The 15436-nt window shown below is 66.3% G+C and carries 12 protein-coding genes; 5 read left to right on the forward strand and 7 right to left on the reverse strand.

Annotated features, from left to right (window positions below; all coding sequences use genetic code 11):
* Positions 1-8: 8 nt before the first annotated feature.
* The 3 genes from sbcD to ABHF91_RS05870 all read left to right on the forward strand — a co-directional run bounded on the left by sbcD (position 9) and on the right by ABHF91_RS05870 (position 6789).
* Positions 9-1256, forward strand: coding sequence for an exonuclease subunit SbcD (gene sbcD, locus ABHF91_RS05860; protein ID WP_409422530.1), 1248 nt, complete (start codon positions 9-11; stop codon positions 1254-1256).
* Complete coding sequence (locus ABHF91_RS05865; RefSeq protein ID WP_409422531.1) at positions 1253-4927, forward strand: AAA family ATPase; 3675 nt, start codon at positions 1253-1255, stop codon at positions 4925-4927. The genes sbcD and ABHF91_RS05865 overlap by 4 nt, the downstream gene beginning before the upstream one ends.
* 197 nt (positions 4928-5124) lie before the next feature.
* On the forward strand, positions 5125-6789 hold the full coding sequence (locus tag ABHF91_RS05870) for a DUF342 domain-containing protein (RefSeq protein WP_409422532.1): 1665 nt from the start codon (positions 5125-5127) through the stop codon (positions 6787-6789).
* Between the two features lie 79 nt (positions 6790-6868).
* On the opposite strand, the gene ABHF91_RS05875 is transcribed toward ABHF91_RS05870, so the two are convergent.
* Genes ABHF91_RS05875 through rsxA form a run of 7 tightly spaced genes read right to left on the reverse strand, consistent with a single transcriptional unit; the run spans position 6869 to position 11991 of the window.
* Positions 6869-7132, reverse strand: a complete 264-nt coding sequence (locus ABHF91_RS05875; RefSeq protein ID WP_409422533.1) for an RnfH family protein — start codon at positions 7130-7132, stop codon at positions 6869-6871.
* A complete protein-coding gene (locus ABHF91_RS05880) occupies positions 7129-7821 on the reverse strand; it encodes an electron transport complex subunit E (RefSeq protein WP_409422534.1) in 693 nt (230 codons plus the stop codon). Before ABHF91_RS05880 ends, ABHF91_RS05875 begins: the two co-directional genes overlap by 4 nt.
* Before the next feature lie 3 nt (positions 7822-7824).
* Positions 7825-8445 (reverse strand): electron transport complex subunit RsxG, encoded by a 621-nt coding sequence (gene rsxG, locus ABHF91_RS05885; protein WP_409422535.1) that lies wholly within the window; start codon positions 8443-8445, stop codon positions 7825-7827.
* Positions 8442-9422 (reverse strand): RnfABCDGE type electron transport complex subunit D, encoded by a 981-nt coding sequence (locus tag ABHF91_RS05890; RefSeq protein WP_409422536.1) that lies wholly within the window; start codon positions 9420-9422, stop codon positions 8442-8444. Before ABHF91_RS05890 ends, rsxG begins: the two co-directional genes overlap by 4 nt.
* Positions 9419-10873 carry an electron transport complex subunit RsxC gene (gene rsxC, locus ABHF91_RS05895; RefSeq protein WP_409422537.1) on the reverse strand — a complete coding sequence of 485 codons (1455 nt, stop codon included), beginning with the start codon at positions 10871-10873 and terminating at the stop codon, positions 9419-9421. The genes ABHF91_RS05890 and rsxC overlap by 4 nt, the downstream gene beginning before the upstream one ends.
* Positions 10866-11402 carry an RnfABCDGE type electron transport complex subunit B gene (locus ABHF91_RS05900; RefSeq protein ID WP_409422538.1) on the reverse strand — a complete coding sequence of 179 codons (537 nt, stop codon included), beginning with the start codon at positions 11400-11402 and terminating at the stop codon, positions 10866-10868. The genes rsxC and ABHF91_RS05900 overlap by 8 nt, the downstream gene beginning before the upstream one ends.
* A gap of 13 nt (positions 11403-11415) precedes the next feature.
* Complete coding sequence (rsxA, locus tag ABHF91_RS05905) at positions 11416-11991, reverse strand: electron transport complex subunit RsxA (RefSeq protein WP_409422539.1); 576 nt, start codon at positions 11989-11991, stop codon at positions 11416-11418.
* A 315-nt stretch (positions 11992-12306) separates the two neighbouring features.
* Here rsxA and nifL point away from each other — a divergent pair, with 315 nt between their 5' ends.
* Together nifL and nifA are read left to right on the forward strand one after the other, a co-directional pair.
* Positions 12307-13809, forward strand: a complete 1503-nt coding sequence (gene nifL / locus ABHF91_RS05910) for a nitrogen fixation negative regulator NifL (RefSeq protein ID WP_409422540.1) — start codon at positions 12307-12309, stop codon at positions 13807-13809.
* The gene (gene nifA, locus ABHF91_RS05915) at positions 13806-15389 is read left to right on the forward strand and encodes a nif-specific transcriptional activator NifA (RefSeq protein WP_409422541.1); all 1584 of its coding nucleotides are present in this window, start codon (positions 13806-13808) and stop codon (positions 15387-15389) included. Before nifL ends, nifA begins: the two co-directional genes overlap by 4 nt.
* Positions 15390-15436 lie beyond the last annotated feature (47 nt).

Raw genomic sequence — 15436 nt, forward strand, 5'->3', positions numbered from 1 at the left:
GGTGTTTCATGCGGATCCTTCATACCTCGGACTGGCATCTGGGCCAGTCGTTTTACGGCAAGAGCCGGGCGCCTGAGCACCAGGCATTTCTAAGCTGGTTGCTGGATCAGGTGCAGCAGCAGGGCGTGGATGTGTTGCTGGTGGTGGGGGATATCTTCGATACCGGTACTCCCCCCAGTTATGCCCGTACCCTCTACAACCGGTTTGTGGTCGATCTGCAGGCTACCGGCTGTCAACTGGTGGTCTTGGGCGGCAACCATGATTCGGTGGCGACCCTCAATGAGTCTCGTGAACTCTTGGCCTGCCTCAACACCCAGGTGGTGGCCGGGCCGGCCCCGGCCGAAGAGCGCCTGCTGCGGCTCACCGATCGTCAGGGCCAACCCGGTGCATTTTTGTGTGCCGTGCCGTTTTTACGCGCCCGGGATCTGCTGAGCTCCGAGGCCGGCGAGTCGGCCGAAGATAAGCGGCAGGCCCTGCAGCAGGCCTTGACCAGTACCTACCTGAGCCTCTACGAGCAGGCACAACGTCAGCAGGCCGACTATCTGGCGATCACCGGGCGGCGCTTGCCGATCCTGGCCACCGGGCACCTGACCCTGGTGGGGGCCAGCCGCAGCGAGTCGGTGCGGGATCTTTACATAGGCACCCTGGATGCCCTGCCGCTGGCGGCATTACCCCAGTTTGACTATTTGGCCCTGGGGCACATCCACCGGCCGCAGCAGGTGGGCGGCTGTGCCACGGTACGCTACTGTGGCGCCCCGCTGGCCCTGAGCTTCGACGAGCTGGGGCAGAGCAAGCAGGTGCTGCTGCTGGAGTGGCACGAGGATGCGACCCCGGACATTACCCCCCTGTCGGTGCCCAACTGGCAACCCATGGCACGCCTTAGGGGCAGTGTCGACTCCCTCTGCCACCAGTTGGCGGCGCTGGCGGTGCCGGCGGGTCAGCGGCTGTGGCTGGATCTGGAGGTCACCCATCAGGGCTATCTGGGGGATCTGCAGGCGAGGATCGAGCAGGTGTCTACCGACTTGCCCGTGGAGGTGCTGTTGTTACGCCGGGTGCGGGAGGCCTCGCCCGTCTGGCAAACCGAACTGACCGAGACCTTGAGTGAGCTGACGCCTGAGGAGGTGTTTGTCCGCCGGCTGGCCCAGGAGGAGAGTCTGGCCGGGGAGGCGCTGGCCCAACGGCGTCAGCGGCTCACCGACCACTTCAACCAGGTCGTGACGGAGCTTGCGGATCCGGCGCAGGAGGAACAGCCATGAAGATACTGAGTCTTCGCCTGAAGAACCTCAACGCCCTGCGCGGGGAGTGGAAAATCGACTTTCGCCAGACGCCCTTCGCCGGGGGGGGGCTGTTTGCCATCACGGGTCCCACGGGCGCAGGCAAGAGTACCCTGCTGGATGCCATCTGCCTGGCCCTCTATCACCAGACGCCGCGGCTGCAGGTCAGCCCCACCCAGAACGAGTTGATGACCCGCCACTGCGCCGATTGTCTGGCGGAGGTGGAGTTCGAGGTCAAGGGAGTCGGTTACCGGGCCTTCTGGAGCCAGCGGCGTGCCCGTCTGCAACCGGAGGGTAATCTGCAACCTCCCCAGGTGGAACTGGCGCGGCTGGCGGATGGGCAGATCCTGGCGGACAAGGTGCGGGACAAATTGGACATTGTGGCCAGTCTCACCGGGCTCGACTTTTCCCGCTTCACCAAGTCCATGCTGCTCTCCCAGGGCGAGTTTGCCGCCTTCTTGCACGCCCCGGCCAATGAGCGCGCCGAGCTGTTGGAAGAGCTGACCGGCACCGAGATCTATGGTCGTATCTCCTGCGCCGTGTTTGAAAAGAGCAAGCTGATGAAAGAGGCCTGTGACCAGCTGCAGGCCCGGCTGGCGGGGGTCGATCTGTTGCCGGAGGAGACGTGCCTTGCCCTCCAGACCGAGGTGGCGGCCCATGAGCAGCAGTTGCTGCAGTTGCGGCAGTCGCTGGGGACGGTCAGACGGGCCAGCCAATGGTGGCAGGACTGGCAGCGGGGCGAACAACAGCGGCAGCTGGCACAGCAGGCGCTGGCCACCCTGGCGCAGCAGGAGGCGGAAGCCGCCCAGGATCTGGCTCAATTGGCTCTGGATGAACCGGCACAGAAGCTGGCGCCAAGCCATGGCCGCTGGCAGGAGCAGCAGGGCCTGGCGCGGCAACAGGCGGCACAGGTCGACATGCTGGCGCAGCGCCAGCAGGCCCTGACCCAGGGCGTGGCGGAACAGGCCCAGGGGGTGGCGCAGGCCCAGGCACAATTGCATCAGGCCCAGGCCGCCGCCCAGGTGCAGCAGACACTGATTGAACAGGAGCTGTTGCCACTGGATCTGGCCTGCCAGTCGTTGAGCGAACAGCGCCCCGGGCGGCTGAGCGCCTGGCAGGAGAGCCAAGCGGCCTGGCACGAACAAACCCACCAGGTGACGGTCTTGGCCCAGGCGCAAGCGGCGGGGCGGCAAACCATTCAGGGGCTGGAGGCGGCCCTGGCGCCCTTGCTTCCGCTGGCGCCCTGGGCCGATCGCCTGCCCCTGTGGCAATGGCAACTCGAGCAATTGCAGCAGATAGACGTCACCTTGCAGGCGCTGCAGACCCAACAGGTGGCATTGGTAGTGCAGCACCAGGCCAGCCTGAGCGCGCAAGAGCCAGCCCAGAAGGCCCTCAACCAGGCCCAGGCCGAGACGGCGGCGGCTCAGGCGGCGCTGGCCGACGTGCGGGAGCAGGGCGAGCGGTGGCCCGACGATGGGGAGAGCCTGTTGCTGGCGCAACAGCAGGCCCAAGTGCGGCAGACCCGCCTGTTGCAGCTGCAGCCCTTGCAGGCCCGTCGGCAGCAGCTGCATGAGCAGGCGGTGCAGTGGGAAGCGCAACAGGCCGAGCGCCAGGCGCGCCTGGCGGCCCTGACCCAGGAGCGGGAAGCCTTGCGGGAGACGTATCGTCAGGCTCAGCAGCAGGGCCATGCGCTGGCGCTGCGCCAACAGCAGGCCCAGGCGGCGCAGCAACTGGCCGCCTTGCGTGAGTCGTTACAGCCTGGCTGTCCCTGCCCCGTGTGCGGCGCCCTCGAACACCCCCTGCCGCCGGTCACTGATACCCGGGCCGACGCCGACTTGGCGGCCGAGTTGGCCCAGGCCCAGCAGCAATTGGAGTCGCTCAAGGAGCGCGGCAGTGCCCTGGCCGCCGAACTCAACTGGTTGGCCGAGCAGCAGCGCCAACAGGCGGCCCAGACCCCGCCCTGGCAAGCCGAACTGGACGCCCTGGCGCAGCAATGGCGCACACAGCGCCCGGCGGATCTGCCCCTGGACTTGGACGAGGGCGCAGGCCTTGACGCGGCATTGACGGAGGCCGCCACGGCGCTGCAACACAGCGAACAGGCGCTGCGCCAGTGGCAGCAGTGGCAGCAGGTCGCGTTGCTGGCGGAGCGACGCCTGGGGGAGGCACGTCAACAGGAGCAGCAAGCCCAGCAACTATGGGATCGGCAGGTGTCCCAGCAGGCGCAGCTGGCCCAGCAGCTCGAGGCCCTACAGCGCCAGGAACAGGCGCAGCAGCAGGCTCTGGCGGCCGGGCATGGGCAATTGGCGGCGGCGCTGGCGTCGGCGGGGTTGTCTTTGCCGGATGAGGCCCCCTTGACCTGGCTGGCCGATCTGCAGGCCAAGGTGACGCGCCTGCAGCAACTGCAGGGCCAGCTGCAGGCGGCTCGGGAGCAACAGGGGGCGCGGGAGGCCGAACTGGCGCAGCAACAGGCAAGGCTGCCGCTGTTGCAGGCGGCGCAGGAGCGCGCTGCCCAGCAGTTGGACGCCTTGACGGCCCAGCTGACCGAGCTGCAAGGCCGCCGCCAGGCCCTGGTGGGCGAGGCCAGCATAGCTCAGCTCAAGGCCGCGTCACAGGCGCAGGTTCGGCAGGCCGAGGCGGCCTGGCAAGCGGCGCAGACCTCGCTGCAACGCCAGCAAGGGGAGCGCGATCAGTGCCAGGGCCAGTGGCACGCCGCCTGTCAGGCCAGCGAGCAGGCCAGGGGCCTGCTGCAGGAGCGTGAGCAGCAGTGGCAGCAGGCCCTGGCGGACTCGGTGTTTGTCGACGAGGCGGCCTTTCTGGCGGCCTGTCTGCCGGAGGAGCGGCGGCAGCAACTCCAGCAGCTGCGGCGGCAGTTTGAAGCGCAGCGTCTGGCGGCCCAGGGGCGGCTGGCCCAGTGTCAGGCCGGGCTCGATACCCTGGCGGCCAGTCGACCGGCGGACGACGCCACACCGGCGGAGCTGGCCGAAAAACTGGCAGCGCTTGAGTCATCCCAGGCCGAGGTTCAGCAGCAGTTGGGTCAATGCCAGGAGCGCTTGGCGGCGGATACCAGGCGACGGCAGGGCCATGCTCAGCTGCTGGCCGAGTTGACCCAGGCCCGGGAGCGTTACGATGAATGGGCCCAGCTCAACGGCCTCATCGGCTCCAAGGAGGGGGACAAGTTCCGCCGCTTCGCCCAGGGGCTGACCCTGGAGCACCTCATCACCCTGGCCAACGGCCAGTTGGCGCGGTTGCACGGCCGTTACCGGCTGGAGCGCAAGCCCGGCGAGAGCCTGGAGATGCGGGTGGTGGATACCTGGCAGGCCGATGCCCAGCGGGATACCAAGACCCTCTCCGGCGGTGAGAGCTTCCTGGTGAGCCTGGCCCTGGCCTTGGCCCTGTCGGAGCTGGTGAGCCACAAGACCAGCATCGACTCCCTGTTTCTCGACGAGGGGTTTGGCACCCTGGATACCGAGACTCTGGAGGTGGCGCTGGATGCTCTGGATAACCTCAATGCCTCGGGCAAGACCATCGGCATCATCAGCCACGTGGCGGCCCTCAAGGAGCGGATCCCGGTGCAGATCCAGGTGAAGAAGCTGCCGGGGCTGGGGATCAGCCAGCTGGCCGCCGCCTATCGGGTGCAGGACGCCTCGGCCTGAGGTCGGCCTGCCGCCGGCGGGCTGGCGTAGGGGTTGATTGAAACCTGTCGTGGTGCGGCGGCTGTGATCCTGACGACAGAACCGCTGCAAAGCGTCAACGAAGGGAGCTGACAGGATCTGCCAGGGTTGTCGTCGGGGAAAAATTGCGGTTAATTAACTGAAAACTTGGCAGTTCGTCAGGTCGTCAGGAGTCGCCCATGCCCGCCGTAGATCTGTTTGCCGTATCGTCGGACCATCAGTTTGTTCTGCTCAAGGCGCGCCCCATCGCCGTGGCCGTGGATGAGCTCCAATTGCGCCAGCTGCTCGCCGGATCCGCGTATCGCCTGTACAAGGTGAACGATGCCGGGATCCGCGAGGCGGTAGAGGCCCTCAACGAAACCCTGACTCATCCCGAATCCAAGGCGGCCCTGGGAAACTCCAAGATAGTGCTGGCCCAGCGGCTGGATGCAGAGCTCACCATCAAGGTGGCCGACGATCGCATGAGCGCCGAAGCGACCCTGGTGGCGCCCTTCGGTGGCCGCAGCCTGAGCCGGGCGGATCTGGAAGGCGCCATCCGGGAGGAGGGCATCTGTCGCGGTGTGGATGAGACTGTGCTGGACAGCCTGGTGGCCACCCTGGCCAAGGCATCCCCGGGCAAGCGGATCAACTGGCTGCTGGCCCAGGGGCAGGCGCCTATCAAGGGGCAGGATACCCGCTTCATTCCCAAGGTGATCACCAGCCGGGCCATGATGCCCCAGCGGTTGGAGGGCAGCGCCGATCGGGTGGATCTGCGCAACCTGGGGGCCATCACCACGGTCGACGTGGGACAACTGCTGATGGTGCGCCAGCCGTTCACCCAGGGCACGCCGGGTTTTCTGGTGACCGGCGAGGCGCTGCCCGCCGAGCCGGGCAAGGATGCTCAGTTCAGCCCCGGCAAGGGCACGCAGATCGATCCCGAGAATCCCAATCAGCTGCTGGCCACCCAGGAGGGCATGCCCATCGCCCAGGACAGGGGCATGCAGGTGGATGAGGTGCTGCTCATCAAGACGGTGGATGCCCGCTACGGCCATGTGAACTTCTCCGGCAGCGTGGTGATCAGCGGCAATGTCTGCGAGGGCATGCAGGTCAAGGCCGGCGGGGACATCAATGTGGCGGGCTTCGTGGAGTCCGCCAGTCTCGAGGCCGGCGGCGACATAGTGGTGGGGCGTGGCATCATAGGCCATCAGCAGCAGGGACAGCAGGCGAGCCACTCCTGTGTGGTGCGGGCGCGAGGCAACATTGGAGCCAAGTTCGTCCAGTATGCCCAGCTGGCGTCGGATAAGGACGTGCTGGTGGAGAGCCAGATGCTGCACAGCCAGGTGACGGCGCTGGGCTCGGTCCGGGTGCAGGACCCCGGCGGCCGCAAGGGCACCCTGGTGGGGGGACGGATCCAGGCGGGCGAGCAGATCGAGGCCGTGATCCTGGGGGCCCAGGCCGACAATAGCACAGAGCTGGTGATCGAGGGCATCTTTGGCGCCTTGAAGAAGCAGCAAAAGGGCATTCAGATGCAGCTGGCCAACACCCAGGATGTGATCAAGCAGGTGGAGGAGGCCCACAGCAAGCTGGTGCTGATGCCCGCTGGCCCGAAGAAGGAAGAGCTGGCGCTGAAGCTGGCGGCGACGCTGGAACACCATCAGGGACAGCTGGCGGAGCATGAGGCGCGCCTGGCGGGCAACAAGTCGCAGCAGGAGGCCTTCCTGGCCGAGGCGCGGATCCTGGCCCGGCAGAAGCTGTTTAGCGGCCTGCGGCTGGAGATCGCCGGCAAGAAGCTCGTCACCCTGCGGGATGGCGGGCCCAGCCAGATCCAATGCGTCGATGGCAAGCTGGAGATCACGCCGCTATAGGCAAACGCCTTGGCGTGCAGCAAAAAACACCGGAGGCCTTGGCCTCCGGTGTCGTATCGGTAAGGGAATTGAACGGCGCTTATTCGTCGTCGTCCTCATCCTCTGGGCTGGCGACCCGGGAGACCGGCAGGTAGATCTCCACCCGATCCCCTTCCTTGAGGGGGGTGTCCGGGGTGCACAGCTTGCCGAAGATGCCGACGCGGTGCACCGTGGGATCCAAGTCCGGGAAGCGGCCCAGCAGGGGGGAAGCCAGCAGGGCCTCGCCGGCGGTCACCGGTTCAGGCAGATCCAGTTGAAACCAGGCGCCCAGGTTGCCCCGGGCATGGGCGACACTCACTTTCATAGATGACATCCTCCAACGGCGTCGGCCTGCGCCGGGGCGGCGGGGACGGCGTCCTTCTGCCGCAACCGGGCCCCCAGGCGAATGGCACTCAGGATCAGCCCCAGCATGATGAAGCCGCCGGGGGGCAACAGCATCAGCAGGAAGCCGGAGTAACCGGGCAGTATGGTCAGCTCCATGAAGGTGAAGTGGGGGCCCAGCAGCTGACTGGCGCCGGCAAACAGGGTGCCGCTACCCAGCACCTCCCGGCAGCCCCCCACCACCACCAGCCCCAGGGTGAAACCCAGTCCCATGGAGAGACCGTCCACCGCCGCCGCCAGGGGCGGATTTTTGGTGGCGAAGGATTCGGCGCGGCCCAGGATGGCGCAGTTCACTACGATGAGGGAGATGAACAGCCCCAGCACCTTGTGCAGCTCGTGCAGCCAGGCGTTCATGGCCATGTCCACCAGGGTCACCAGGGAGGCGATCACCAGGGTGAAGATGGGGATGCGCACCTGGGGCGGCACTATCTGACGGATACAGGAGACCAGCACGTTGGAGCACAACAGCACCAGCGTGGTGATGAGGCCCATGCCTAGGCCATTGGTGGCGCTGGTGGTCACCGCCATCAGGGGGCACATGGCCAGCAGCTGGGTGAAGATGACGTTGTTGCGCCACAGGCCGTCACGCATCAGGTTGAGATAAAAGTTCATGGCTTACTCCTTGCTGTCCAGCAGTTCGGCGCTGTGCTTGGCAAACAGCGTCAGGGTCTCATGCACCCCCTTGACCATGGCCCGCGGTGTGATGGTGGCACCGGTGAAGCTGTCGAACTGACCGCCGTCCTTCTTCACATGCCAGCCCTGCTCGTCCGGGTTGCCCAGGGAGAGGCCGGCAAAGCCCAGGATCCAGTCACTCTTGTTGGTCTGGATCTTGTCCCCCAGCCCCGGGGTTTCACTGTGGCTGAGTACCCGCACGCCGGTGAGTACGCCCTGGGCGTCGATGCCCAGCAGCAGGCGTATGGTGCCGCCATAGCCCTGGGTCTCGGCAAACAGCGCCACCGCCGTCACCTGGCCCGCCTTGCGGGCGCGAAAGCCCTGCACCGTCTGGCCGTCCAGGGTCAGGTCGAAGGGCTCCTTGGTGGGCGCCGTGTCATACAGCTCGGCGGGGATCACCTGATCCAGCAGCTTCTGGGTGTCCTCCTGGGTACGCAGGGCGATCAGGGGATCCGTCCACTTGGCTCCCAGGGCCACCAGCACGCAGACCAGCAGGGCGAAGCCCCCCAGCAGCAGGCCCATGAAGTGGGGCTTTTGCTTCCAATCCAGGGTGGCTGTGCTCATGCCTGCTCCTCCTTGCGAACCTTGTGACCGTAGATGGTGGGCCGGGTGAAGTGGTCAATCAGCGGCGTGGCCCCGTTCATGATGAGCACCGCGAAGGCCACCCCCTCGGGGAAGTTGCCGAAGGTGCGGATGATGAACACCAGGGCCCCCAGACCGGCGCCGAACCACAGCTTGCCGCGGCTGCTGGTGGGGCTGGTGACAGGATCCGTGGCGATGAAGAAGGCCCCCAGCAGCAGGCCGCCACCGGTGAGCTGGCTGACGGGATCCGGCAGCAGGGCCGGGTTGATGAGCCACAGCAGGGTGGCGGGCACCAGGGCCCCCAGCAGGGTGGCCACCGGCACGTGCCAGCTGAACACCTGTTGCCAGATGAGCCAGAGGCCGCCCAGCACCAGCAGCAGGGCCGAGGTTTCCCCCATGCTGCCCCGGGCGGTGCCCAGCCATTGCCCCACCAGGTTCAGGCTCAGGTGGCCGCTCTCCTTGAAGCCGCCCAGCAGGGTGGCGCCGGAGTGGCCGTCCACCCCGGGCAGGTACCAGTTGCCGTCGTAGAAGGCCGCCGGATCCACCCAGTGGGTCATCTGCACCGGGAAGGCGATGAGCAGCACCACCCGCGCCAGCATGGCGGGGTTGAAGGGGTTCTGGCCCAGGCCGCCGTAGATCTGCTTGCCGAACAGGATGGCGATGGCGGTGCCCAGGGCCCCCAACCACAGGGGCAGGTGGGGCGGCAGGCTCATGGCCAGCAACAGGCCGGTGAGCAGGGCGGCGCCGTCATTGGCGCGGCCCTCCGCCTGGGGATTGAGCTTGCGGCACAGCCCCTCACACAGCAAGGCGGTGAGCAGGCAGGTGAAGAGCAGCAGCAGGGCAGGGACGCCGAATTGCAGCACCCCCAGCACGGCGGCCGGCAGCAGGGCCAGTATCACCTTGAACATCAAGGTGGGGATACTGATCCCCTCGTGGGCATGGGGAGCACGTAGAGTCATGAGGCCTCCTGGGTAGTACGACGAGAGGAACGACGGCCTTCGCCCCGACCTTCGCCCCGGGCGGGTTTGGCGGCCTTGGCGGCGGCGCGTTCGGCGGCTTCCTGGGCCAGACGAGCGCGGCGGGCTTCACTGGCGGCGCGGGTGGCCTCGGCCTTCTGCTTGGCCAGCCGTTCCCGGTTGAGCTGTTGTTTGCCCCAGTCGAAGTAGTCGGTCAGCGGGATGGCCGCCGGGCAGACATAGGCGCAGGAGCCGCACAGCAGGCAGTCCGACAGGCCGCACTCGCTGGCCTTGTCCAGCTTGTCGTTGCGGATGTCGGTGGCCAGTTGCAGAGGGGTGAGATGCATGGGGCAGGCGGCCACGCAGCGACCGCAGCGCACGCAGGCGCTGGCATGGCGGCGGGGCAGCTCGGCTTCGGTGAGCAGCAGTATGCCGGAGGTGCCCTTGGTGACCGGGGCGTGGAGATCCGTCACCGCCTTGCCCATCATGGGACCGCCGAACACCATGCGGGCCGGCGTGCTCTTGAGGCCACCGCACTGGTTGATGATCTCTGACAGGGGCATGCCGATGGGCACCAGCACGTTGCCCGGTTGCTCGATGGCCTCGCCGGTCACCGTCAGCACCCTGTGGGTGAGGGGACGGCCAAAGCGCAGGGCGTTGAACACGGCGATGCAGGTGGCCACGTTGTTCACCAGTATGCCCATCTCGGCGGAGAGCTTGCCGCTGGGCACTTCCCGGCCACACAGGGCCTGGATCAGCTGTTTCTCCGAGCCCATGGGGTAGAGGGCCGGCAGGGCGACCACCTCCATGGCCGGCTCGTCGGCACACAGCTCGTCCATGTGCTGCAGGGCCTCGGGCTTGTTCTCCTCGATGCCGATAAAGACTGCGGTGGCCCCCGTGATGCGCATCAGGTAGCGGATGCCCCCCAGGATCTGTTCGCCCTGCTCCTGCATCAGGCGATCGTCGCAGGTCAGGTAGGGTTCGCATTCGCTGCCATTGATGATCAGGGTATCGATGGGGTGCTTGAGGGCCAGGCGCAGCTTGTCGGCGGTGGGGAACATGGCGCCGCCCATGCCGACGATGCCTGCCGCCTCGATGAGATCCATCATGGCCATGGGCTCCAGCAGGCTGGCGTCCCGGTGCAGCGGCGGCTGCAGGGTCTGTTCCTGGCTCACCTTCAGCTGAATGGTGCCGCCGTCGATGGCGGTGACGGTGCCGGCCAGCGGCGCATGAATGGGCACGGAGAAGCGGCCGTTGCCCCGGGCCAGCAGCTGTTCGGCGCTGACCTCGTCCCCCACCTTCACCACCGGCAGGGCCGGGGCACCGGCATGCTGCTTCAGTGGCAGTATCAGGCGCCGGGGCATCTCCAGGGTACGGATGTCCTGCTGGGCGGTGAGCTGCTTGTGACTGTCGGGGTGTATGCCCCCCTGGGGCCGGATCTGAGCCTTAAGCATGGCGGACTCCTTGGGTGCCGGGCTTGGGTGCGGCAAGGGCGAACAGGGGATCGTCATAGAGGCGAATGCCGCTGTGGGGACAGGCGGACAGGCACTGGCCGCAGCCGGTGCAGGCGTCCTGGATCACCCCGTGCAGCTGGCGGGTGGCACCGACGATGGCATCAAACGGACACTGCTTGAAGCAGCGGCCACAGCCGTCGCAGGCACTCTCGTCTATGGTGGCCAGCTGGGGCAGCTTCTGGCTGCTGGCATCCAGGCTCACCCCCAGCAGGGTTGCCAGTTGCTTGGCCAGCGCCTGACCGCCGGGGGGGCAGCAGGTGGGCGGGGCCTCGCCCCGGGCCATGGCCTCGGCGGCCTGGGCACAGCCCGGGTAGCCGCACTGACCGCACTGGCCGTTGGGCAACAGGGCGCTTATCTGTTCGGCCAAGGGATCCCCTTCCACCTTGAGGTACTGGGCCGCCAGCCCCAGGGCATAGCCCACCACGGCGGCCAGCAGGGGCAGGGCCAACAGGGAAATAAAGGTCATCATGGTCACCTCCTTGTCAGGCCAGACCGGCGAAGCCGGCAAAGGCCATGGCCAGGATGCCGGCGGTAATGAAGCTGATGGGGGCCCCCTCAAACAGCCCTGGCAGCTTGCTCTGGGCGATGCGCTCCCGCAGCCCGGCGAACAGTACTATCACCAGGGTGAAACCCAGGGCGGAGCTGAGGCCGTAGATCAGGCTCTCCAGGAAGGAGAGCTGCTCCTGCACCGTCAGCAGGGTGATCCCCAGCACGGCGCAGTTGGTGGTAATGAGTGGCAGGAAGATCCCCAGGGTGCGGTGCAGGGCCGGGCTCTGCTTGGCCACAAACAGCTCGGTGAGCTGCACCAGGGAGGCGATGATCATGATGAAGGCCAGCAGGCGCAGGTATTCCAGCCCCAGGGGCTCGAGCAGCAGGTGCTCGGTGAGCCAGCCCACGCAGGCGGACATGGTCAGCACGAAGGTGGTGGCCATGCCCATCCCCAAGGCGGACTCCACCTTGTTGGAGACCCCCATGAAGGGGCAGAGTCCCAGGAAGCGGGACAGGACCACGTTATTGACCAGACTGTTGGCCAGGATCATCAGTAGCAGTTCTTTCATGGCAAAGCCCATCGGGTTGTTACGTCCCCACAGCCATTGCGAAAGCCGTGCCATGGTGCGTCGGGTCACCTTTGTGCCTGTTTATGGTGCAAATTCGTGCGCTCTTGTCGGGCGGATGGGCTTGCGGGTCACTGGCTTTGTCACAAATGTGCCTTGGGTTGTCCTAAAAGACACACAAAATGAAGGGTAAGCTGCTACTGGAACGCTTACGGAATAGGAATTGCATTTAAGCGGGGCAGAGCACCTTGCCAGGCCCAGCGGTCTGACAGAGTTCACAAATTGTCGTACAAGCCACAGACTTTTCAGGAGCCCGTTATGGAGCTGCAGACCTCACCCACCCTGACCGTGTCCAAGCCGGATGCAGCCGTGGCGACCTTGCTGCATACCCTGCCTGCCGAACTGTTCTTGGAGGTGGTGGAACAATCCTCCATCGCCATCTCCATCACGGACCCCCACGCCAACATCCTCTACTGCAACCGCGCCCTGTGCGAGCTGACCGGCTATCGCCGTGGCGAACTCACCGGCCGCAATCACAATGTGCTGGCCAGCCAGCAGACCCCCAAGGGCCGTTATGAGGAGATGTGGTCCCAGCTCACCTCGGCGCGGCCCTGGACCGGCCGGCTCATCAACAAGCGCAAGGATGGCAGCGTCTATCTGGCGGAGGTGACCATCACCCCGGTGACGGCCCCGGACGGTCTCATCACCCACTACCTGGGGATGCACAAGGACATCAGCGTGCGCTACGGCCTGGAGCGCCGGGTGCATAACCAGATGGCCATGATAGAGGCGGTGCTCAACGCGGCCCCGTCCGCCATCGTGGTGCTGGATGAACAGCAGCAGGTGATCCTGGACAACCTGGTGTACAAGACACTGCGCACCGACCTCAAAGGGATGGAACCCTTTGCGGCCCTGGGGCTCAGCGCCGAGCCGGACCATAGTCGCCCCCTGGTGCCGCTCATCATCCGCGGCCAGACCCGCTGGTACAGCGTGCACAGCCAGTTGCTGCAGGAGCTGAATGAGGAGGCGGAGCTCTATTTCGTCGAGGGGCGCAAGCGCGCCTGTCGCCTGCTGATCATCACGGATCAGACCGAGCGCCGACAGCAACAGGAGCAGGGGCGTCTGGCCATGCTGGGGGCCGAGTTGGCGGCCGCCAAGCAGGCGGCGGTGATCCGCGAGGCCCTGGATGCTGCCCTGGTGCAGTTGCAGGCGCCTCTGAACATGCTGCAGGCCGCCCGCCAGCTGGATCCCGTGACCGACTGTGGCAGCCACAGGGTGATGGCGGTGGCGCTGGAGGAGGGCGAGTCCGCCATGCGCCGGCTGCAGGCCTGTCAGCCACCCCAGGCCGAGGAGCCCCTGGTGGCCCTGAGTGCCCATAGCCTGCTGCAGGATCTGCAGGATCTCTGTCTGCCCGGGCTCAGCGGGCAGAAGGGCCGGCTGCAGTTCGCCATACCCGATGCCGCTAGCTGCCTGCTGGAGGGCCAGAAGCTGCGGCTGCTGGCGGCCCTCTCCTTGCTGGTGGAGCGCGGGCTGCAGCGTACCGAGTCCCTGGTGGACGCCTGGGTGCGGGTGGGGGCCGAGGACTCGGGTCAGGGAATTGATTTCTATGTGGAGGATAATGCGCCGGGGTCGCCGCAAGGCGCCCACCGTCTGCTGGCCGGTCAGCCTGGTGGTCAGGAGGGCGGCCTGCTGGCCCTCTCCCTGGTGCAGAGCGTGGCCAACGATCACAGGGGCATGGTGGAGGTCAGCAGCCTCAGCGACGGGGCCCATCGCATCACCCTTCATTTACCGTCTTCGCTCAGTGACAGGAGGTTAGCATGAGCAGCTTTTCATCCCGGGTTTCCGTGGTTGAGGGAGGGCTGGGGATGCAGGAGCAACTGGAGGCCCTGCATCATATCAGTGTGGTTTTGAGTCGCTCCCTGGATCTGGAACAGACCCTGAGCGCCATGTTGCAGACCCTGCACGACAAGGTGCACATGCAGTATGGCCTGGTGAGCCTGTTCGATCATCATCGCAGCGCCCTGTTCATCCAGGCGATGCACGGCGTGGATGCCGAGGTGATCAAGGACGTCAAGGGGGTGCGCTACCGGGTGGGCGAGGGCATCCTGGGCTCTGTGATGCATCAGGGCCAGTCCCTGGTGATCCCCCGGGTGGCGGATGATCCCCGCTTCCTGGATCGCCTGAACCTGTACGACTACAGCCTGCCGTTTATCTGCGTGCCCATCCCTGGGGTGGAGGGGCAACCCCTGGGGGTGCTGGCGGCCCAGCCCATGGCCATGTCGGAGCAGGGGCTGCCCATCTATACCCGCTTCCTGGAGATGGTGGCCAACCTCATCGGCCAGTCGGTGCGGCTGGTGGGCCAGGCCCACAAGGAGCAGGAGGCGTTGCGCAGCGAGCGGGACAGTCTGCGGCGCAAGGTGCGCAGCCAGTATGGCTTCGACAACATGGTGGGCAAGACCAGCATCATGCGGCAGATCTTCGAGTCCATTCGTCAGGTCTCCAAGTGGGATACCACCGTGCTGGTGCGCGGCGAGAGCGGCACCGGGAAGGAGCTGATCGCCAACGCCATCCATTACAACTCCCCCCGGGCCAACGGCCCCTTCGTCAAGCTCAACTGCGCCGCCCTGCCGGACTCCTTGTTGGAGAGCGAGCTGTTCGGCCACGAGAAGGGCGCCTTCACCGGGGCGGTGAAGCAGCGCAAGGGCCGCTTCGAGATGGCGGATGGCGGCACCCTGTTCCTGGATGAGATCGGCGAGATCAGCGCGTCGTTTCAGGCCAAGCTGCTGCGTATCCTGCAAGAGGGGGAGATGGAGCGGGTCGGCGGCACCGATACCCTGTCGGTGGATGTGCGTATCGTCGCCGCCACCAACCGCAACCTGGAGGAGGAGGTGCGCCAGGGGCACTTCCGCGAGGATCTCTACTATCGCCTCAACGTCATGCCCATCAAGCTGCCGCCCTTGCGGGAGCGGTTGGAGGACATTCCGGATCTGGCCCGTTACCTGGTGGAGAAGCTCTCCGCGCGCCAGGGCCGGGAGCTGAAGATCAGCGAAGGGGCGTTGCGCATGCTGCTAGGCCACGACTGGCCGGGCAACGTGCGGGAGCTGGAGAACTGCCTGGAGCGGGCCTCGGTGATCTGCGAGAACGGCCTCATCGATCGCGATGTCATCCTGTTCAACAACCCGGAGCAGCGCGGCGGCCTGGCCCCCAGCCGGCCGGTGCCCAGCTTCACCCCCAGCGAGCCCCTGGGGGGTGAAGAGGAGATGGACGAGCGCCAGCGACTCATCGCCGCGTTGGAGAAGTGTGGCTGGGTGCAGGCCAAGGCGGCGCGCCTGCTGGGCATGACGCCCCGGCAGATCGCCTACCGGATCCAGACCATGAACATCAATATGCGCCGTATCTAGCATCCGGCGTGCATGAAAAACGGAAGGCCTGGCCTTCCGTTTTTTTT

It is taken from the genome of Pseudaeromonas aegiceratis (genome assembly GCF_046254905.1).
GTDB lineage: Bacteria > Pseudomonadota > Gammaproteobacteria > Enterobacterales > Aeromonadaceae > Pseudaeromonas > Pseudaeromonas aegiceratis.